Consider the following 19,878-nt stretch of genomic DNA (forward strand, 5'->3'; position numbering starts at 1 on the left):
CGGGCTGGCGTATCTTATATAAAGCGTTTAACGATAGATCACCGTTAAAGCATAGTTCTGATATTAATTTCTGACGGAATCGCCTGACCTTGCCAGTAAAGCTCAGCAGCCACGTTTGCCGCAAGCTGACGATAAAGCTGGCTATACTCACTTGCCGGATTAGAAACAACCGTTGGTTCACCACGATCCAAATCTTCACGAATACTGATATGTAACGGAAGTTGCCCCAGCAGTTGGCTACCGTGTTTAGCAATCAGCTTTTCAGCACCGCCGGTACCAAATATCGCTTCCTGATGACCACAGTTGCTACAAATATGAATGCTCATATTCTCAATAATGCCCAGCACTGGCACATGAACCTTCTCAAACATCACCAGACCTTTCATCGCGTCGACTAATGCAACGTCCTGAGGGGTGGTCACGATAACAGCGCCGGTAACTGGAATATTCTGTGATAACGTTAGTTGTATATCCCCGGTTCCCGGCGGCATATCAATCACTAAATAATCCAGATCGGGCCATAATGTATCTTGTAATAGTTGCAGTAACGCCTTACTGGCCATCGGACCACGCCATACCATCGCGTTGCCGTCTTCCACTAAATAACCAATCGAGTTAGTCGCCAAACCATGAGCCATAATCGGCGCCATATGCTCGCCATCCGGCGAGGTTGGTCGTTCACTTACCGTCCCCAACATGGTTGGAATAGATGGGCCATAAATATCCGCATCAAGAATACCCACTTTGGCACCTTCAGCCGCTAAGGCTAACGCTAAATTCACTGCCGTACTGGATTTACCGACGCCGCCTTTACCGGAACTAACGGCAATAATATTTTTTACGCCTTTAACGCCGGCCTGATCGTTCGCCCGTTTTAACGTGGAAATATTGTGCTGTAAACGCCATTCAATTGAAGCTGCACCGGTGAGCTTGATGATCTCAGCGGTTTTTTCAGCTTTTAGTGCCGCAAAGCCACTCTGCCAGGCAAACGGCATGTGTAATTCGATATGCAGTACATTATCAAGCAGTGCACAGTGATGAAGCGCTTTTAATTGAATTAGATTTTTCTTCAGCGTTGGATGGGCAAAGGTGGCAAGCAGTTCTGTTACCTGATGATTTAACGCTTCTGGCGTTAATGGGCCCTGGGATTGTTGATTCATCCCTACTCCTTTTTTATTATCAGTGATGTTAACTACAACTATTATGAATGACGACACATATTGCCATTAGCATAACAGAAGCTGAATAAAAACGCGTAAGCAACTGCACACCAGAACAAACTTTATCGTGCCTCCTGCATCGTTAAAATCCCTCCAGCCCCCGACCGATTATAAATTTATCACGGTCAGAACCGAATACGCCCTAGCCGAGTTAGGTTCAATCAGTTAACATCATCAGTTCCCATTGATTACACATTCAAAAGATAAGACTCACACTATGGCTCAAGTCGCGAAAAAAATACTGGTGACCTGCGCGCTCCCATACGCAAACGGTTCAATTCATCTCGGTCATATTCTCGAGCATATTCAAGCAGATATTTGGGTTCGCTATCAACGAATGCGCGGACATCAGGTTAACTTTATCTGTGCTGACGATGCCCATGGCACGCCAATCATGCTTAAAGCTCAACAGCTTGGCGTGACGCCGGAGAGTATGATTGATGAAATGAGCCGTGAACACCAGCAAGACTTCGCCGGCTTTGCTATCAGTTATGATAACTACCACTCTACGCACAGCGAAGAAAACCGTGAGTTATCCGAACTTATCTATGGTCGTTTAAAAGCCAATGGCTTTATTAAAAACCGGACCATTTCTCAGCTATTCGATCCTGAAAAATCGATGTTTCTGCCAGACCGCTTTGTTAAAGGCACCTGTCCGAAGTGTAAAGCACCGGACCAATATGGTGATAACTGTGAAGTCTGTGGCGCAACCTATAGCCCTACCGAGCTGATTAATCCGCGTTCGGTGGTCTCCGGTGCCACGCCGGTGATGCGTGAAACAGAACACTTCTTCTTTGACCTGCCAGCGTTTCAAGACATGCTACAGGCCTGGACCCGCTCCGGAGCCTTGCAGGAGCAAGTGGCTAATAAAATGCAGGAGTGGTTTGATTCCGGTCTGCAACAGTGGGATATCACCCGCGATGCCCCTTACTTCGGCTTTGAAATTCCGGATGCGCCGGGCAAATATTTCTATGTCTGGCTAGATGCACCAATTGGTTATATGGGGTCATTTAAAAACCTGTGTAATAAGCGCGATGACTTAAGTTTTGACGAGTACTGGCGCGAAGGTTCTGACGCGGAGCTGTATCACTTTATTGGTAAAGATATTGTCTACTTCCATAGCCTGTTTTGGCCGGCCATGTTGGAAGGTAGCCAATTCCGTAAACCCACTAACCTGTTTGTTCACGGTTATGTGACAGTGAATGGCGCGAAAATGTCGAAATCTCGCGGCACCTTTATTCAGGCCAGCACCTATCTGAAACATTTGGATCCGGACTGTCTGCGTTACTACTATGCCGCTAAACTCTCTTCACGCATTGATGATATCGACCTGAATCTGGAAGATTTCGTACAGCGCGTTAATGCCGACATCGTCAACAAAGTGGTCAATCTGGCTTCACGCAACGCCGGCTTTATCAATAAACGCTTTGGTGGCCAACTATCGGCTAAATTAGCGGATAGCGAACTGTATAAAACCTTTACCCAAGCAGCGAAACAAATCGCTGAATACTACGAGCAGCGTGAGTTTAATAAAGCCATTCGTGAAATTATGGCGCTGGCCGATATTGCCAACCGCTATGTTGATGAACAGGCTCCGTGGGTGGTCGCGAAAGAAGAAGGTCGTGATGAAGACCTACAGCTAATTTGTTCGATGGGCATCAATATGTTCCGCGTATTAATGACCTTCCTGAAGCCGGTACTGCCAGCGCTGTCAGAACGAGCTGAAGCCTTCCTGAATCAGGAACTGCACTGGAAAAATATTGAACATCCGCTGTTAGACCACAAAGTAAATGGCTTTAAAGCGCTGTTTAATCGTATTGACCGCGATAAGGTTGATGCCATGGTGGAAGCGTCCAAAGCAGATCTGTTGGCAACCCATGCAGCCCCTAAAGCGGCAGTCAGTGGCCCGCTGGCGGAAGAACCTATTTCCGAGACCATTACCTTTGATGATTTCGCTAAAGTAGATTTACGCGTAGCGTTAATCAAGCAAGCTGAAAACGTCGAAGGTTCCGATAAGCTGTTAAAGCTGACCTTGGACCTCGGTGGTGAAATCAGACAGGTGTTCTCCGGTATTAAGTCTGCCTACCCCGATCCGAAAGCCCTTGAAGGTCGCCTGACGGTAATGGTGGCTAATCTGGCACCAAGAAAAATGCGCTTTGGTGTATCAGAAGGCATGGTCATGGCAGCAGGTCCTGGCGGCAGCGATATCTTCCTGCTAACCCCAGACAGCGGCGCTCAGCCGGGAATGTCAGTTAAATAATTCCCATCGAAATAAACGTAAAAAGGCTATGGTAACTCCATAGCCTTTTTGTTTACCTCAGGACATCTATCAGAATGAATAGTCCGCAGCAACGAAGTAACGACGCCCTTCTTCGTTATAGCTGTACACATCCCTATCCAGATCTTTATCAATCAGGTTAAGAACCCCAGCACGTAATTTAAGATTTTTAGTCGCCTGATAGGCTCCACCGGTATTCCAAACCACATAACCTCCCGGCGTCTTGCTGGCTGAGGTCGTTGCCCGTTGTTTGCCGGTATAGTTAGCCGCTAAATAGAAAGACCAGTCGTCTACCGGTTTCCAGTCCAACGTTCCATTTGCCGTATGGAATGGGCGCTCTTTCAACGGCTTATTACCACCATTACTTAAATCACGCGCATCGTTATAGGTATAGTTTAACTTCGCTTTCCAGGCATCGTTAATCGGTACCGCTAACTCGGTTTCAACACCGCGGACTCTGGCTTTATTCACGTTATAATAAGCAAACACTGGCTTTCCGGTAGTGGGATCAAAACCAACAAAGTTCGGGTAGCCCGGTGCATCCGCTTTATTTTGCGTCCGATTAATACTGATCATATTATCGAGGTTGTTTTCGAATACGGTAACGCTACCGCTGACGCCATCCAGAATCCCTTCATCTCCGGCATAATAAAGGCCGAGCTCGTAGTTCTCACTGGTTTCCGGCTTCAAATCCTGGCTACCAACAATAGTACAGGCACCACGACACGAATTTGATTGCCAGTCTGGGCTAAGCTGTAAGAGCGATGGTGCTTTAAATGCTTTCGCCCATCCGCCTTTCACCGTTACCGTATCCGTTGCGGAATAAACCAAATAAGCCCTCGGGCTCCAGTGATTACCATAGTTCTCGTGATCGTCAACCCGCGTACCGGCAGTTAATGCCAAGCTTTCCAGAATACGCCATTCATCTTCAATAAACAGCGCATGCTGTTTGGCTGAGGTCGAGCCACTGCCTTTTAGGTTCACCGTATCTTTCAGTTCATCCTTTCTCAACTCACCACCAAAGGTCAGCGTCTGATTAATTGCGTCAATAGGCAGAACAAATTTACCATCGGCAGAGTTACTTTCAGACGTTAATTTGGCCGTGCTGTAGTTATCAATTTTTTCACCATAGAAACGGAGCTCTGAATTAGCAAAACCCCAATTACCATTATGAGAAAGGCCATAGTTCTGGCGCTCAAGACGAGTGCTGTCTAATGAGTCTGACTCACGATCCTGCCGGTCAAAACCATAATTGACCAAAAACTCATGATCCTGATTCGGAGTAACAGAAAATTCGACGTTACCATCACGGCTCTTATATCCTTCGATACCGCCGGTAATACCATCAGCCGCCGTTGCGGATTTATTTGGCGCGTCTTTATCTCGATAAGCGAAATTACCATAGGTTTTTACCGACAACAGGTCATCAATCAATGGACCGCTGGTATAAATACTGGTGTTATAGCTATCCCCTTTATCACGGTTCTCCTGAATGGTACCATCTACGCTCACGGTTCCAGTCCAAGTCTTCTTCACTTTTTTGGTGATAATATTCACTACACCACCTAGTGCATCAGAGCCGTATAACGATGACATTGGCCCGCGAACCACTTCAATACGCTCAATCGCATTGACCGGAACCCAACTTAGGTCATAGTCATTATGACGAAACACCGCATTACGGGAGTTTACGCGTTTACCATCAACCAAAATCAGCGTATAGCTGCTATCCAGCCCCCGAATGCTGACGCCTTTACGGTTATCCCCTTCATTCGTCAATTGAATACCCGGAACTTCCTGCAAAATATCCTTCAAATTTTGAACCGGTTTCTTTTGTAGTTCTTCCGCCGTAATCACGCTGATACTGGCTGGTGCATCCTTTACGTTTTGAGCAACTGACGATGCGGTGACTACCATCGTGTCATCGGTAGCGGCAACAAGTGATGCACTGGTCAATAAAAGTGGGGCAAATATTCCTGCCCGGGTAATTGGGTTAAATCTTAACCTTGCCATCTGAATCCTCATCCTCAATATATTGATATCATTATAATAATTATTATTTTATGTAATTAGTTAAATGCTCACTTAACCTAATACGCAAAATGAGCCCATACATTAATAGAAATGGTTATCATTATCAACAGTTAAAATAACAAGATTATATATTGATTTATATGGTTATTTTTAAGAAATGCAGGAGGGCGGCCAGCAAAATAGTCTGGCTCATTATTTAAGCTCGTCATGTTACTGTAAATGGCCGAGCGTCAAGTTAAGGTATCAGTCCTAAGAGGAGTAACGGATAGTTATCGTTATCAGCCCGGTAAACAAGGAACGAAATCTATAAATTTTATTAGACTTAATTGAATCATTCCCTCGGCTAAAATTAATTATTAAGAATGATAATAAATATCATACTTATTTAATATATTGTTAGTGATTTTTTGCGATAGAAATCTAACTTTCTGTTGAATCTAACGGGTTTTAATTGACCGATTGCTCAACCAAACCATCAATCAATACTTGGGGCCGTCCTTGTGAGCAACACTCTATACGACCGCATACACCATACACTTTTGCTAAACTATCTGGCGTAATCACCTTGTCAGGTTTACCATCAGCGATAAGTTGCCCATTTTGCAACATCAAAACATGATCTGCATGGCGCAGCGCAATATTAATGTCATGGACCACTACCACCGTGATGATGTTGCGCTTTTGCGTTTCTTTACGTACCAAATCCATCACATGGAATTGATAGTTGAGATCCAATGCACTGAGCGGCTCATCCAATAATAACAGCGAAGGCTGACGAATCAGAGATTGAGCCAGGCCGACTAGCTGTTTTTGACCGCCGGAAAGCTGATCGAGATAGTTTAATGCCAAATGAGAGATGCCTAACTGCTCAAGTAAAGCCATGACTTCCGCTTCACCCTTTTCAGAGTGCCCATCACCCGATGCCCGTTGTGCAACGACAATCGACTCCAATACGTGTAAATGTACGCCCGCAGGTAATGACTGCGGCAAATAGACCACACTTTTTGCCCGTTGAGCAAAAGGCTGCTGCATCAGATCTTGACCATCTAACAAAAGCTCACCGGTTGCATGATTCAATCCGGCCAACGCTCGTAACAGCGTTGATTTTCCACTACCGTTAGGACCAAGCAATACAGTAATTTCCCCTCTGGACAAATTAGGGATCGACAAATCGGTAATGATTTTCTTTTTCGGATAACCCGCATTGAAATGTTTTGCCTGTAAACCGCTCATCATACTTGCCCTCTATGGCGCAGAATGATGCTCAGAAAGAACGGAACGCCAACCAATGAAGTTACAATACCAACAGGAATAATCACGCCCGGAATCAGATTTTTGGAAGCAACGGACGCCATAGATAATACCAGCGCCCCAATCAGAGCACTGGCAGGAAGATAGAAACGGTGATCTTCGCCAAAAATCAGGCGAGCAATGTGTGGAGCAACCAAACCAATAAAGCCGATTGGCCCCACAAAAGCCACCGCCAGCGCCGACAGAATACTAATACGTAACAAGGTCGTTAATCGTAAGCGACGGACATCAATACCAAAGCTGATGGCCCGATCTTCCCCTAATCTGAGGGCAGTTAGTTTCCAGGCATTCCACATCGACCATGGGAATAACACCAGAAACACCACCAGCAGAATAGCCAGTTTAATCCACGTCGCTCTTGCCAGACTGCCCATGGTCCAGAACACCAAACCTTGTAAGGTATCTTCTGAAGCAATGAACTGCATCATGGAAACTAATGCGTTAAAACTAAATACCAGCGCGATGCCAAACAACACCACGCCGGAGGTCGCAACACGAGTCCAACGGGTAACCGCATCCAGCATAAACGCCGCCAATAGCGCAAAAATAAACGCATTGGCCGAGATAAACCATTGCGGATCGATACCAGGAATACCAATGCCCAATACGATGGCTAATGCCGCACCAAATGCCGCAGCCGAAGAAACACCCAACGTAAATGGACTGGCTAAAGGGTTATTCAGAATGGTCTGCATTTCCGCACCAGCGAGTCCCAGCGCCATCCCAACCACAATCGCCATTAAGGCATACGGCAGCCGAATATCCCATACGATAACTTGCGTACCGGCATCCACACTCTCCGGATGCCATAACGTTTGCCATAATTCCGCTATCGTGAGGCCCGAAGGCCCCAGGATAAAATCAAGCACAAGGGATCCAATAATGGCTAATAACACCACGGCCAGGATCATTAAGCGTTTCCGTAAAATATGACGATAACGCCCCATTACACCCGTTTCTGCCTGGGCTTTGGCTTCAGCTATTGGATCTGTACTTATGCTCATTCAATGACAACCGTTGTGACTCTAATTATAAATTATTTACGTTCTTCAGTCGGTAAACCAACCCAATAGGTACCTGATGGCTCAATGGCCAGAAACTCTTTATATAAGGTTTCCATGGTTTTCTGCGTATCAATATCTTTAAATTGTTCAGGATAGAACCATTTACCAAACTCTTGAATCGCCAGAACATTATAAGGAGAGTTATAGAAACTGTGCCAAATAGCGTAAGTCTTACCCTCTTTTACTGCGGGTAACGTATCAATTCCTTTGCGTTTTAATACGCTGTTTAAACTATCACGAGCAACCTGATAAGGTACGTCTGCGCCCAGTTTAACCCCAGGACCTTTCGCATCAGTGGCGCGAGCACCGCTGGCAATATAAACATCAGGATTGGTAGCTATAATTTTTTCAAGGTTAACCGTGCCTAATGCACCCGGTAATAAACCTTTAGCAATATTAATGCCGCCAGCCTGATCGATGAAGTCCCCCATATTACCGTTACCGGCAGTACCACAGCAGTCTTCCGCAGTACCGGCTTTCAGCTCGATAAAGACTTTAGGTTTCTTATCTTCAGGAATATTTTTGGTTACGTCGGTAATTTTCGCCACGTTATCCTGATAAAACTGGATATAACGTTCAGCCTGCTGCTCTCTGTGCAGTGCTTTACCTAAAATACGCATGCTTGGCACGGTATTTTTCAACGGCGCAGTACGGAAATCAATAAACACAACGGGCACACCCGCTTTTTCCAACTGGGTCACCAATTCACTATTACGGCCAGGCCCATGACCTGACAAGCCGAAAATGGCCACGTCCGGTTTTAGCGTCAATACTTTTTCCGGACTGATACTTTCAGCCGTTGTGTTGCCAATCAGTGGAATTTTATCAATTTCAGGAAATTTGGCTTTATAAGCCGCGTAGGTATGAGGATCAAGCTTACGAAAATCACCTTGCCAACCAGCAATACGCGCCAATGGCTTATCGCCTTCTAATAGTGCAACGGCGTAAATCAGACGCCCTTCACCCAGCAAAATCCTATCGACTTTCTTTGGTAATTCAACCTTGCGGTCTGCAATATCGGTAATCGTTTCAGCCCATGCGCCTGCACTTAACAGCAGTGAACTACCTAACAATAAGGATACGCCGAAATGTTTGGTCAACGAACGCTTAAGTTGCCTCATAATGATGTCTCTTCCCTACGGGTTTAAAGAATGCAAACAATAATGCAAAAGAGAACGATTATCAATAACAAACACAATAAAAGCGACAAAATATAGAGCTTGATCGTTAAGCAGGAAGGGATTTTGATACAATCGAGGAGGTTATTTAATGCTAAAAACAACAAACCGGAAATGGCTGCGATCGACATCACGCCCATTTCCGGTCTTAAGAACTAAAACGACATCAACAAAAAACTATTCAGCTACGCTCTTTTTAGGTGCATAGGTCGCAATATATTGCTGTGCTAATTTTTTGGAAGAAGCGTATTTACCCACTTTGCTCAGAGAAGGTACTAACCTTTTCATCACCATCTTAGCGGTTTCTGCTATCTCAGCATTACCATATTCAGCAACAGTGGCATACCAGGCATAAGCTAACTCATCGTTCTTATTAATGCCCCGGCCTAAATAATAAGAACCAGCCAGATTAAACTGAGCTTCCGTAATACCCTGATTAGCAGCTTTGGAATACCAATAAACCGCCCGCTCAGCATTTTTCTTCACGCCTTCGCCATGAGTATAAGCAGCACCCAGATTATTTTGAGATTTAGCGATACCTTTTTCAGCGGCCAATCGATCCCAATGGATGGATTGTTCAAGGTTATATGCCGTTCCCTTACCATTTAAATAGAAGGAAGCGACCTGCCCCTGTGCATGGGCATTGCCCTTCTCAGCGGCTTTCTTATACCAAACGAACGCTTCAGCATAATCTGGTAGCAGATTCATACCGTTAACATACATATCACCCAGTTTAACCTGAGCATCAACATCGCCGTTATTCGCTGCATCTTTCAGCCACTGTATGGCTTTTTGCTTATCACCAGACGCTAAAAAAATCTCACCCATCTGACGCTGAGCCTGCTGATTTCCCGCATTCCCTTGATTTTGCAATTGAGAGAGATATTGCTGTAACCCTCCCAGCATATCCTGCCGAGAAACGTCGATCGGCTGACCAAACGAAGAGTCTTCTCCCAGCTCCTGTTTTTTGGTCGCTACACAGCCAGACAAGATCAGAGATAAAATCCCCAATACCAGCGCATAGTGACAGCCTTTAATCCGCATAACGGTTATTTCCTATCAGCTTGCTGTAACAATAAGGTAAAGATCTGGTTGTCAATTAATTGGCAGCTACGGGCAAGCTTTGCCTGATAAACGCTATCCATAACGTTAACCATATCTGGTGAAAGCGTGGCGCGCATTGACAGGTATTTGGTCGCGGATTGCATATCCGCATCCATTACCATTTTGTTTTCATTGTAGCTATTCCAGTCCAGCTTTTTTAATGCTTCAAGTCTGGTCATGCATCCCTGAAAACGTTGACTATAGGCCGACTGTTCACTCACAGCCGCTGCCTGAGGAACTTTCTTCTTTTGCAAATTCGCACAACCGCTGGCACTAACAATCGCAACTCCCAACGTGGCCAACATCAATGTTCTTTTCATCAATCTGTTACCTTAAATAAATTGATTGCAGTTTTATGAATTATAATTAAATAGCAATGCACAAACCAAGATCTATCACATACTATGTGAGCAATGAATTGAATATGACTAACAAATCTCAGCTCATGTTGAGCGTTAAATAACGGTAAAACGGCTATCTAAAGCAATTCTCACTCAATACTTTGCCTAGTTTAATATAACACCGCCAAAAGAGATACGATTAAAAAGGCTCTGAAGATTACGGATATTCAGATCGTTAAATTAAACCAGCCCAGATAGCGAATGCTTATTTGCTTAATAATTATTCATCCCGCCGATTAAACGAAAAAGCGGCATATAAAATGCCGCTCTGTTCTCAGGATAATGACGCTTATTCCTTAGTAATCTGATCGCCAGGAAAATCCATCTCTTTATACTTAACAAATTTGGTTCGCTTAGCAATTTTATAACCAAACCAAATCGCTAAAAATAGCGGTATACCAATATAAGTGGCCGCAACCCCTGCCCAGTCAATATTATCTTCCAGGAATGCCTGATAGTTTTGCCCAAGGGTAATAATCAAGCACAGTACGAAAGCAAAAATAGGACCCAGCGGGAAGAAACCTGAACGATAAGGCAAGTCACTCAAAGAACGCCCCTGAGCAATATATCCTCTGCGGAAACGGTAATGACTAATGGCAATACCCAACCAAGCAATAAATCCGGTCATACCCGAGGTATTCAACAACCATAAATAGACTTGCTGATTACCAAACATTGAAGTCAGGAAACAAAGTCCAGCAACAACGGTGGTGGCAATCAGTGCATTACGCGGTACACCACCGGATGAGAGTTTGGCAAAAATCTTCGGTGCTTTACCTTCCGCGGCCAGCGCATACAACATGCGTGTTGATGCATACATACCGGAGTTACCAGCAGACAGCACCGAGGTTAAAATCACCGCATTCATTATCGCAGCAGCGGATAACAGACCGGCATGCTGGAACACCAGGGTAAACGGACTCACGCTGATATCAGTTTCATCATTGCGCAATAGGCTAGGATCGGTATAAGGAATTAATACGCTGACAATCAAAATGGCAAAGATATAAAACAGCAGAATACGCCAGAACACCTGACGCACAGCACGAGGAATATTTTTTCCTGGATCCGCTGACTCACCGGCGGCAATACCAATCAGTTCCGTTCCCTGAAATGAGAAACCCACGATCATCGCTACCCCAATCATGGCGGAGAAACCGCCGGAGAATGGCGCATCACCAATCGTCCAGTTATGCCAACCTGACTCTGGCCCACCTTTCATGATGCCAAAAATCATTAAGATACCGAGCCCAATAAAAATGATCACCGTGACCACTTTAATCAGCGCAAACCAAAATTCAGCTTCACCAAATCCTTTAACTGAAATGTAATTCAGTAAGAATATTATGGATAAAAACAGCGCACTCCAGATCCAAGTGGGCAACCCAAACGGCGGTTCCGGAAACCAGTATTGCATCACCAACTGCGCAGCAACCAAGTCAACCGCTACTGTTACCGCCCAGTTATACCAATAGTTCCATCCCAGTGCGAAACCAAAACCCGGTTCAACATATTTAGCGCCATAGGTAGAAAACGAGCCGGAAACCGGCATATAGGCAGCCAGTTCACCCAAGCTGGTCATCAAAAAATAGACCATTAGACCAATCAGTGCATAAGATAACAGCGCGCCACCCGGTCCAGCCTTCGCAATAGTTGCACCGGATGCCACAAACAAACCAGTACCAATCGAACCGCCAACGGCAATCATAGTTAAATGCCGAGCTTTCAATACCCGGCGCAATCCCGGTGCTTGTTTGCCCTGTGAACTCTTAGTCTCTACCGATGCCATTCGTAACCTATCTGTCTACACATAAAAAGAGCGCGATTGTAACAAAGGATAGGTTTACCGATAACCGATAACCTCTCAATATTAGATTCGTTCATAATTAAACAAATATTATTAGCAAAACCCTATAATGTTACTTTTTATTGTCGGTTACTCTGGACGCTGAATTTCATTCAGCACCTCAGTAGAAAAATCACAGTAGGTTAAAAAACGCCGTAAACTGGCGGAAATGTGCTTTTGACGATGATAAATCAGGTACAGCGTGCGCTTCAACGGAGCAAATGGAATGGTTAACTCAACCAGAGAACCACTTGCAAGCTGTTCTTCTACCACTCTGCGGGACAGACAGCTAATACCAATACCATGCCGTACCGCATGTTTTATGGCTTCAGAATTACCCAGTTCCAAAATGGGCCGTGCTTTGGGTAAGTGTGACATCAAGCTATGCTCTAGAACGTCACGCGTACCCGACCCTGTTTCTCGTAATATCCACGGTGCATTGGCCAAGTCTTCAATAGAAATGGAGCCTTTGGTTAAAGGGTGACCTGCGGCGGCAAACACCACCAGCTCATCACTCAGCCATGGGCGAGAAATTAGATCCGGACTGTGGCAAGGGCCTTCGATTAATCCTAAATCTACCCGAAAATCTGTCGCCGCCTGAATCACATCACGGCTATTACCGACGATCAACTCTAATGGCGTATGAGGAAAGTCCTGACGATAGTGAGCAAGAATTTCAGGCAGCATATAATTGCCAATAGTGGTACTGGCACCAATTCTTAGGGCACCACTATGTTTATCAAATAGTTGTTCTACTTCCTGAGCCTGCTCCAATAGTATCAACGCCTTTGGGTACAGTAGCCGACCATTTTCATTCACCACCAAACGCTTACCCACCCGATCAAATAGAGAAGCATTTAGTTGCCCTTCCAAATCGGCAAGAGCAGCACTAACCGCTGATTGAGACAATGACAATGCGGATGAAGCCTGAGTGGTCGATCCACTTTTCAACACGCTGACAAATATTTCAAGCTGACGCAAAGTAATATGCATGTTCTGTTCCTTACCACTTATAGCGATAGGTTATAAATATATAATCAATTTCTCTTTTATAGCTAATTACTTTATTTTGTAGACCTATCTCAGTTACTCAGGCCGTTTTGACTTATGCCACAAACCAACAATCAGACTACCGCAGAACATACTCCACCAAAACTTATTATTCGGTTATTACCGGGTCTACTGCTTACTGGTGCTATTACCGGACTGTCTATTTACGCAGCAAACCAACCCGCCATTGCACAGCTTGGTCTTAGTGCCCTGACGCTGGCCATTGTTATCGGTATGGTACTGGGTAATGTGGTATATCCTTCCATTGCATCGAGTTGTGATGCCGGTGTCCATCTGGCCAAACAAAAACTCTTGCGTTTAGGCATCATCCTGTATGGTTTTCGCCTTACTTTTCAGCAAATCGCTGATGTTGGCGTCAGCGGTATTATTATTGATGCCTTAACGCTGATTTCAACCTTCTTCTTAGCCTATTGGTTAGGAATGCGTATTTTCAAAATGGATAAACAGACCACCATTTTGATTGGTGCCGGCAGCAGTATTTGCGGTGCTGCTGCGGTAATGGCTGCCGACCCGGTGGTTAAAGCTGAATCAAGTAAAGTGGCGGTTGCCGTAGCTACCGTGGTCATCTTCGGTACCATCGCCATGTTTCTTTATCCATGGCTCTATCAACTGGACATGCAATACCATTTGTTAGGCTTTTCTGACAATGAGTTCGGTATTTATATTGGCTCAACTATTCATGAAGTTGCTCAGGTTGTGGCCGCCGGACGTGCCATCTCTGATGATGCCGGAAATAGTGCAGTTATTGTAAAAATGATTCGCGTTATGATGCTAGCTCCCTTTCTACTAATACTCTCCAGCTATATAAGCCGAGGAGAACAAGCGACACAACTGGGCAGTGGTGAAATACAGAAATCACCCATCGTCATTCCATGGTTTGCAGTATTTTTTATCATGGTTGCGGGATTCAACTCACTAAACTGGTTACCTCATGCCGTTGTTAGTGCTCTGGTCTATATTGATACCATTATGCTATCCATGGCGATGGCCGCTTTAGGCCTGACAACTCACGTTAGCGCCATTCGACAGGCGGGTATCAAACCCATGTTACTGGCTTCTATCTTATTTATCTGGCTTATTGCCGGCGGTGCCTTAATCAACATGGCCATTCTTCATTTTGGTATCTAAACTCACCTGATTCTCCTGCTGTTAAGGTTAAAGATTTGTTAATAGGTGTCACAGGGTAAAATGTGAGATAATCAAAGCCGATAACACAGGAGAATAAATATGAAGTTTGTTGGTGCGCACGTTAGTGCATCCGGTGGGGTAGATCAGGCAGTGATCCGCGCTCATGAGTTAGAAGCTACAGCGTTTGCATTATTTACTAAAAATCAACGCCAATGGCGGGCTGCACCGCTAACGGAAGAAGTGATTAGCGCTTTCCGCCATGCCTGTGAAAAATACCACTATGAAGCCAAACAGATTTTACCCCACGATAGCTACCTGATTAATCTTGGTCATCCCGTAGAAGAGGCGCTACAAAAATCTCGTGAAGCTTTTATTGATGAAATGGAACGTTGCCAGCAGTTGGGTTTAACGCTACTGAATTTCCATCCGGGCAGTCATCTGCTACAAATCGATGAAGATGAATGCTTGGCTAAAATCGCTGAATCAATCAACATTGCCTTAGATAAAACCCAAACTGTCACGGCAGTCATTGAGAATACCGCCGGTCAAGGAAGTAATCTGGGGTTCAAATTCGAACATCTGGCGGCAATTATTGACGGTGTGGAAGATAAAAGCCGAGTTGGCGTTTGTATTGATACCTGTCACGCCTTTGCCGCTGGTTACGACCTTCGTACTGAAGAAGCTTGTGATAAAACCTTTGCCGATTTTGACAGAATTGTCGGTTTTCAATACCTACGCGGTATGCATTTAAACGATGCTAAAAGTGAATTCGGTAGTCGAGTCGACCGCCATAATAGTTTGGGTGAAGGCAATATTGGTAAAACGCCATTCAGCTATATTATGCGCGATAGTCGCTTTGATAATATTCCGCTGATATTAGAAACCACTAATCCTGATATTTGGAAAGATGAAATCGCTTGGCTAAAGAGCCAACAGAAAGTGACAGAAACGGCATAATCAGCCAGTCCGCCAATCAAAAAGCCACTGATTTTATCCAGTGGCTTTTTAATACTCTGAATCTATCAACCATTAGTTAAAGGGCTTTAACTCAACTTTCGACATCATCGATGCCAGTTGCATCCGATCTTTAATGCCGACGTTGCTCTGACTAACAGCCAAGACCGCCACCGCAGTGGCCAAACGCAATGTATGTTCGCTGGATTCACGCATCAGCAAACCATAAATCAGGCCACCTACCATCGAATCACCGGCACCGACGGTGCTGACAACTTCACAAGTTGGCGGTTTCGCTAACCAAGCACCGGAGGCATTAACCCATAACGCCCCTTCGACACCAAGGGAGATCACCACATGGGCAATACCATCTTCACGCAACGCATGAGCCGCTTCCACCACATCTTCCAGTGTTGGTAATGGACGCCCCATCCAAATCTCCAGCTCGCGTCGATTAGGCTTAACTAACCACGGAGAGGCTTTCAAACCGGCAGAAAATGCTTCCCGACTACTATCAAAAATAATGCACGGACACTGGCTACGTAGTTGGCGCATCCAGTCGCTAAATGATTCGGGATCAACACCGGCAGGTAGACTACCGCTGACGGCAACCATATCAAACTGCCCTAACCACGACAGGGAGTCCGCCATAAAGCGCTGCCAATCAGCCGGACTCACTTCAAAACCTGAAAAATTAAAGTCAGTCACATCATTATTTGCTTCAGTCAACTTCACGTTAATTCGGGTGCGCCCCGGAACAACCTGAAAGCGGTTGGCAATACCCAGTTCACTGAATAACTGCTGAAAACCATCCTGATTATCTTTTCCTAAAAAACCACCGACGGTGACATCAATACCTAAGTCTTTTAATACCTTAGCGACATTGATTCCCTTACCGGCCGCATGTAACCCTGCCGTTCTCACTAAATTAACATCACCCAAAGCAATATTTGGGCAATAGCCAACTAAGTCATAAGCAGGATTTAAGGTTATTGTCGCTACACGTCTGTTCATCGATCTCTTCTTTCATCTGTCAAATCTGTCAGCCACCACCGTTTAAAAAGCAAAAAACGCTGATGCGTTCCCCTGTTTATCTTTGGTGGATCGTTTCAGGTGATTCTAGCGTGATTTTTGTGCAATTGCTCGACTATTACCTGAATATTTGATTTTGATAGAGGAAATTTACCGTTCGATTAACAAGGTGTGGTTAATATTTCTAGTTCTCGCAGATAATCCAGTGCTTCATCCCGGTTATTCAAGCACATATCAAGACAGGGCTTTAACTGAGCACACACTTTAGGTCGTTCAGGATGATGAAAAATATTGCAGCGGAAATTCTGATCTAAATGGATACACGGAACATCAGCAGGTTTACCGTCAGGCATGCCGGGAATAGGACTGGATATTGATAATCCGATACAACATGCACCACAACCAGAACGACATTCCATGGAACATTTTCCGTAATAACAAGAGCAGGCGGTGACCATAGCAGTCCTGCATCATAATAACCAGTGGTTACTAATAGACAGGTTAAAATAGCTAACCCACCGCGAACAAACCGGTTTAATTATCGCTATCGACAAACAAAAATTTGTTTACAAAAACCGGCATCCGCGTATCATCCCACTAGTACAATACAACATCCAATCAGGAAAGCATTAACATGTCCCAAACCCAGCCTTTTAAGCGCCCTTCTGTCTTCGGTGGCGCGATGATCATTGCCGGTACTGCCGTTGGCGCAGGAATGTTCTCGATTCCTATTGTTACCTCTGGCGTTTGGTTCAGTGGCTCGACACTTATGCTTATCTATACTTGGTTTTGCATGTTTATGTCCGGGTTAATGTTGTTGGAAGCTAACCTCAATTACGCGATGGGCTCTAGCTTTCATACGATGGTGAAGAGCCTGTTAGGCAATCTGTGGAACACCATCAATGGCTTGTCCGTCGCCTTTGTGCTTTATATTTTGACCTATGCCTATATTTCAGCCGGTGGCTCGATTATCAGCCATACCTTAACGTCGGTCTTACCGATTAATCAGACCATGGCCGGGCTGATATTCGCGATCTTAGTCGCATTTATCGTTTGGTTATCCACCAAAGCCGTTGACCGAATTAATAGCATTCTTATTGGCGGTATGGTGATTACTTTCGTTTTTTCCGTTAGCGATATGTTTACGCAAGTTCAGCCAGACGTGCTATTCAATCGGAATGAAAGCCATGCTGAATATCTGCCTTATGCGCTGGCAGCCTTACCTTATTTATTAGCTTCATTTGGTTATCACGGTAATGTGCCGGGCCTGGTGAAATATTACGGCCAACATACCCAGTCAGTGGTTCGTAGTCTGTTGTTTGGTACCTTAATTGCGTTGGTGATTTATTTACTGTGGCAGTTCGTTATTCAGGGAAACATCCCTCGTTCAGCCTTTAAACAGGTAATTTCTGAAGGCGGTAATATCGGGAATCTTCTGGCACAGTTGGATAATGGCACCGTAACCCCAATTGTAAAACAACTGCTTAACGCTTTCTCTTATATGGCATTAGCCAGTTCATTTTTGGGTGTATCCCTGGGTTTACTCGACTATATTGCTGATTTCTTCAAGTTTGAAGATACCTCCAGCGGCCGGACAAAATCGGCGTTAGTGACCTTTGTTCCACCGACTCTGGCCGCATTATTCTTTCCTGATGGCTTTCTCTATGCCATTGGCTTTGCGGGTTTAGCCGCGACCATCTGGGCAGTCATTGTGCCTGCCATGTTGGCGCGTTCAAGCCGTAAGCGGTTCCCAGCAGCGAAATATCATGCCCCTGGAGGCAATTTCATGATCTATTTCGTTATTCTGTTCGGCGTGATAAACATCATTGCCCACATTAGTTCAATGCTTAACCTGCTGCCCGTCTATAAATAACCCACTCAGGCATCAGACGTTTTGCTCAGTTCTGATGCCTCAACCACCTCCATCGACTGTTTATGACTTTTATTTGTTTGCTGACATCTTTTTTCTTGCCAGTTTTCCTGCTCACGAGTAATTTGTCGCCAATCATTCTAATCAGTGAAAAACAGGTCACTTTATATGCCAAGAGCAAATGAAATAAAACGCGGTATGGCGGTTAACTACAATGGAAAAATGTTGTTAGTGCGCGATATCGAAGTCCAGAGCCCAAGCGCCCGCGGTGCAAGTACACTCTATAAAATGCGTTTCTCGGATATTCGTACCGGACTTAAAGTAGAAGAACGCTTTAAAGGTGACGACATTATCGATGAAATCAACCTGAGCCGTCGTCAGGTGACATTTTCCTATATTGATGGTGATGAATATGTCTTTATGGATGATGAAGACTATACCCCGTACATCTTCAAAAAAGAGCAAATTGAAGAAGAGCTGTTATTCATTCCTGAGGGTGGCATTCCTGGTATTCAGGTATTGACCGTAGAAGGTCAAGTCATTGCGCTTGAATTACCGCAAACCGTCGATATGGAAATTATTGAAACGGCACCCGGCATTAAAGGCGCCTCAGCCAGTGCCCGTAATAAACCGGCAACGATGAGCACAGGTTTGACGATTCAAGTGCCTGAATATCTGGAATCCGGCGAAAGAATTCGAATTCATATCCCAGAACGTCGTTATATGAGCCGTGCAGATTAATAACCTATAAAAACGCCCTGTCTGCAACGACAGGGCGATTCTTGATAATTCCAGCTATTTATAGGTAACTTCGGTTATGCCCAGCCCTTTCGCTTTATCTAACCAGTAAAAATGGACATTCGAAGAATGATCGACAGAAGCCATCTCTACATTATCCCGCGTTTTACTGATCGCCATCTGGCTTGTCACGACCTTATTACCTTTTGCACAAGTTTGGGTAATACCTGTATCGTTAGTTGAAAATTGGCACCCGGTGTCTACTACAACACCATAAAATGTAATTCGACCAGTATTATCTGCGTAAGTCACTGATAACGGTACAATCCATGTAATAAGTAATAAAAGCGCTTTCGCACAGAACGAGGTTTGATATTTCATAATGAATATCTCCACCAGTATACTTATTAACAAACGAACCTTTAGCAGTCACTCCTATATAACTCGTTGTTACCCCATATCCCTTCGATGCCAAAGAACCTAGTAAGATATAGCGGCTATTAATAACCAAACTTAAGTAAGCCATCCAAAAGGAACCAATCACCATCGTGTTTAGTCACCTTTTATTACTAAGTTATAGTTTGCTATTGCAATAAATTCAGCCCTCATCCGTAAAGTAACGTAAATATTTATTACTCAGAATGGCATC

At 44.7% G+C, this 19,878-nt stretch carries 17 protein-coding genes; 5 read left to right on the forward strand and 12 right to left on the reverse strand.

The window, feature by feature from the left end; all coding sequences use genetic code 11:
- Window positions 1-44: 44 nt before the first annotated feature.
- Complete coding sequence (gene apbC, locus EL341_RS10995; protein ID WP_047781404.1) at window positions 45-1,160, reverse strand: iron-sulfur cluster carrier protein ApbC; 1,116 nt, start codon at window positions 1,158-1,160, stop codon at window positions 45-47.
- A gap of 277 nt (window positions 1,161-1,437) precedes the next feature.
- Between apbC and metG the strand changes: the two genes are divergently transcribed.
- The gene (gene metG, locus EL341_RS11000) at window positions 1,438-3,480 is read left to right on the forward strand and encodes a methionine--tRNA ligase (protein ID WP_074822794.1); all 2,043 of its coding nucleotides are present in this window, start codon (window positions 1,438-1,440) and stop codon (window positions 3,478-3,480) included.
- 69 nt (window positions 3,481-3,549) lie between these two features.
- Here metG and cirA read toward each other — a convergent pair whose 3' ends face one another.
- The 8 genes from cirA to yieE all read right to left on the reverse strand — a co-directional run bounded on the left by cirA (window position 3,550) and on the right by yieE (window position 13,429).
- Window positions 3,550-5,511, reverse strand: coding sequence for a catecholate siderophore receptor CirA (cirA, locus tag EL341_RS11005; protein WP_074822791.1), 1,962 nt, complete (start codon window positions 5,509-5,511; stop codon window positions 3,550-3,552).
- 468 nt (window positions 5,512-5,979) lie between these two features.
- Entirely contained in the window at window positions 5,980-6,768 is a 789-nt protein-coding gene (locus EL341_RS11010) for an ABC transporter ATP-binding protein (RefSeq protein ID WP_047781407.1), read from the reverse strand.
- A complete protein-coding gene (locus tag EL341_RS11015) occupies window positions 6,765-7,847 on the reverse strand; it encodes a FecCD family ABC transporter permease (protein ID WP_047781408.1) in 1,083 nt (360 codons plus the stop codon). The genes EL341_RS11010 and EL341_RS11015 overlap by 4 nt, the downstream gene beginning before the upstream one ends.
- Window positions 7,848-7,879: 32 nt before the next feature.
- Window positions 7,880-9,028, reverse strand: a complete 1,149-nt coding sequence (locus EL341_RS11020) for an ABC transporter substrate-binding protein (protein ID WP_047781409.1) — start codon at window positions 9,026-9,028, stop codon at window positions 7,880-7,882.
- Window positions 9,029-9,262: 234 nt separating this feature from the next.
- The gene (locus EL341_RS11025; protein WP_053007622.1) at window positions 9,263-10,129 is read right to left on the reverse strand and encodes a tetratricopeptide repeat protein; all 867 of its coding nucleotides are present in this window, start codon (window positions 10,127-10,129) and stop codon (window positions 9,263-9,265) included.
- 5 nt (window positions 10,130-10,134) lie between these two features.
- Window positions 10,135-10,509, reverse strand: a complete 375-nt coding sequence (locus EL341_RS11030; RefSeq protein WP_074822789.1) for a hypothetical protein — start codon at window positions 10,507-10,509, stop codon at window positions 10,135-10,137.
- Between the two features lie 370 nt (window positions 10,510-10,879).
- On the reverse strand, window positions 10,880-12,379 hold the full coding sequence (locus EL341_RS11035; RefSeq protein WP_074822787.1) for an amino acid permease: 1,500 nt from the start codon (window positions 12,377-12,379) through the stop codon (window positions 10,880-10,882).
- A gap of 147 nt (window positions 12,380-12,526) precedes the next feature.
- Window positions 12,527-13,429, reverse strand: a complete 903-nt coding sequence (gene yieE, locus EL341_RS11040) for a DNA-binding transcriptional regulator YeiE (RefSeq protein ID WP_047781412.1) — start codon at window positions 13,427-13,429, stop codon at window positions 12,527-12,529.
- Between the two features lie 114 nt (window positions 13,430-13,543).
- Between yieE and EL341_RS11045 the strand changes: the two genes are divergently transcribed.
- Together EL341_RS11045 and nfo are read left to right on the forward strand one after the other, a co-directional pair.
- Window positions 13,544-14,635 carry a YeiH family protein gene (locus EL341_RS11045; protein ID WP_074822784.1) on the forward strand — a complete coding sequence of 364 codons (1,092 nt, stop codon included), beginning with the start codon at window positions 13,544-13,546 and terminating at the stop codon, window positions 14,633-14,635.
- Between the two features lie 99 nt (window positions 14,636-14,734).
- Window positions 14,735-15,592 carry a deoxyribonuclease IV gene (gene nfo, locus EL341_RS11050; RefSeq protein ID WP_047781414.1) on the forward strand — a complete coding sequence of 286 codons (858 nt, stop codon included), beginning with the start codon at window positions 14,735-14,737 and terminating at the stop codon, window positions 15,590-15,592.
- Between the two features lie 72 nt (window positions 15,593-15,664).
- On the opposite strand, the gene fruK is transcribed toward nfo, so the two are convergent.
- Together fruK and EL341_RS11060 are read right to left on the reverse strand one after the other, a co-directional pair.
- Entirely contained in the window at window positions 15,665-16,603 is a 939-nt protein-coding gene (gene fruK, locus EL341_RS11055; protein WP_047781415.1) for a 1-phosphofructokinase, read from the reverse strand.
- A 179-nt stretch (window positions 16,604-16,782) separates the two neighbouring features.
- A complete protein-coding gene (locus tag EL341_RS11060) occupies window positions 16,783-17,040 on the reverse strand; it encodes a YkgJ family cysteine cluster protein (RefSeq protein ID WP_074822781.1) in 258 nt (85 codons plus the stop codon).
- A gap of 215 nt (window positions 17,041-17,255) precedes the next feature.
- On the opposite strand from EL341_RS11060, the gene mtr reads away from it, so the two are divergent.
- Entirely contained in the window at window positions 17,256-18,494 is a 1,239-nt protein-coding gene (mtr, locus tag EL341_RS11065; protein ID WP_074822778.1) for a tryptophan permease, read from the forward strand.
- A 165-nt stretch (window positions 18,495-18,659) separates the two neighbouring features.
- Window positions 18,660-19,232: an elongation factor P-like protein YeiP gene (gene yeiP / locus EL341_RS11070; protein ID WP_047781417.1), complete on the forward strand. Its 573-nt coding sequence runs from the start codon at window positions 18,660-18,662 to the stop codon at window positions 19,230-19,232.
- A gap of 54 nt (window positions 19,233-19,286) precedes the next feature.
- Here yeiP and EL341_RS11075 read toward each other — a convergent pair whose 3' ends face one another.
- Window positions 19,287-19,610: a hypothetical protein gene (locus EL341_RS11075; protein ID WP_047781418.1), complete on the reverse strand. Its 324-nt coding sequence runs from the start codon at window positions 19,608-19,610 to the stop codon at window positions 19,287-19,289.
- Window positions 19,611-19,878: the final 268 nt, after the last annotated feature.

It is taken from the genome of Pragia fontium, assembly GCF_900638655.1.
GTDB classification, from domain to species: domain Bacteria; phylum Pseudomonadota; class Gammaproteobacteria; order Enterobacterales; family Enterobacteriaceae; genus Pragia; species Pragia fontium.

Excerpts from the sequence above, each read along its gene's own strand:
- nfo (WP_047781414.1), top strand. The coding sequence starts at position 14,735 with ATGAAGTTTGTTGGTGCGCACGTTAGTGCATCCGGTGGGGTAGATCAG.
- EL341_RS11020 (WP_047781409.1), bottom strand. The coding sequence starts at position 9,028 with ATGAGGCAACTTAAGCGTTCGTTGACCAAACATTTCGGCGTATCCTTA.
- fruK (WP_047781415.1), bottom strand. The coding sequence starts at position 16,603 with ATGAACAGACGTGTAGCGACAATAACCTTAAATCCTGCTTATGACTTA.
- EL341_RS11030 (WP_074822789.1), bottom strand. The coding sequence starts at position 10,509 with ATGAAAAGAACATTGATGTTGGCCACGTTGGGAGTTGCGATTGTTAGT.
- EL341_RS11035 (WP_074822787.1), bottom strand. The coding sequence starts at position 12,379 with ATGGCATCGGTAGAGACTAAGAGTTCACAGGGCAAACAAGCACCGGGA.
- EL341_RS11075 (WP_047781418.1), bottom strand. The coding sequence starts at position 19,610 with ATGAAATATCAAACCTCGTTCTGTGCGAAAGCGCTTTTATTACTTATT.
- metG (WP_074822794.1), top strand. The coding sequence starts at position 1,438 with ATGGCTCAAGTCGCGAAAAAAATACTGGTGACCTGCGCGCTCCCATAC.
- mtr (WP_074822778.1), top strand. The coding sequence starts at position 17,256 with ATGTCCCAAACCCAGCCTTTTAAGCGCCCTTCTGTCTTCGGTGGCGCG.
- EL341_RS11010 (WP_047781407.1), bottom strand. The coding sequence starts at position 6,768 with ATGATGAGCGGTTTACAGGCAAAACATTTCAATGCGGGTTATCCGAAA.
- yeiP (WP_047781417.1), top strand. The coding sequence starts at position 18,660 with ATGCCAAGAGCAAATGAAATAAAACGCGGTATGGCGGTTAACTACAAT.
- yieE (WP_047781412.1), bottom strand. The coding sequence starts at position 13,429 with ATGCATATTACTTTGCGTCAGCTTGAAATATTTGTCAGCGTGTTGAAA.
- EL341_RS11015 (WP_047781408.1), bottom strand. The coding sequence starts at position 7,847 with ATGAGCATAAGTACAGATCCAATAGCTGAAGCCAAAGCCCAGGCAGAA.
- apbC (WP_047781404.1), bottom strand. The coding sequence starts at position 1,160 with ATGAATCAACAATCCCAGGGCCCATTAACGCCAGAAGCGTTAAATCAT.
- cirA (WP_074822791.1), bottom strand. The coding sequence starts at position 5,511 with ATGGCAAGGTTAAGATTTAACCCAATTACCCGGGCAGGAATATTTGCC.
- EL341_RS11025 (WP_053007622.1), bottom strand. The coding sequence starts at position 10,129 with ATGCGGATTAAAGGCTGTCACTATGCGCTGGTATTGGGGATTTTATCT.
- EL341_RS11045 (WP_074822784.1), top strand. The coding sequence starts at position 13,544 with ATGCCACAAACCAACAATCAGACTACCGCAGAACATACTCCACCAAAA.
- EL341_RS11060 (WP_074822781.1), bottom strand. The coding sequence starts at position 17,040 with ATGGAATGTCGTTCTGGTTGTGGTGCATGTTGTATCGGATTATCAATA.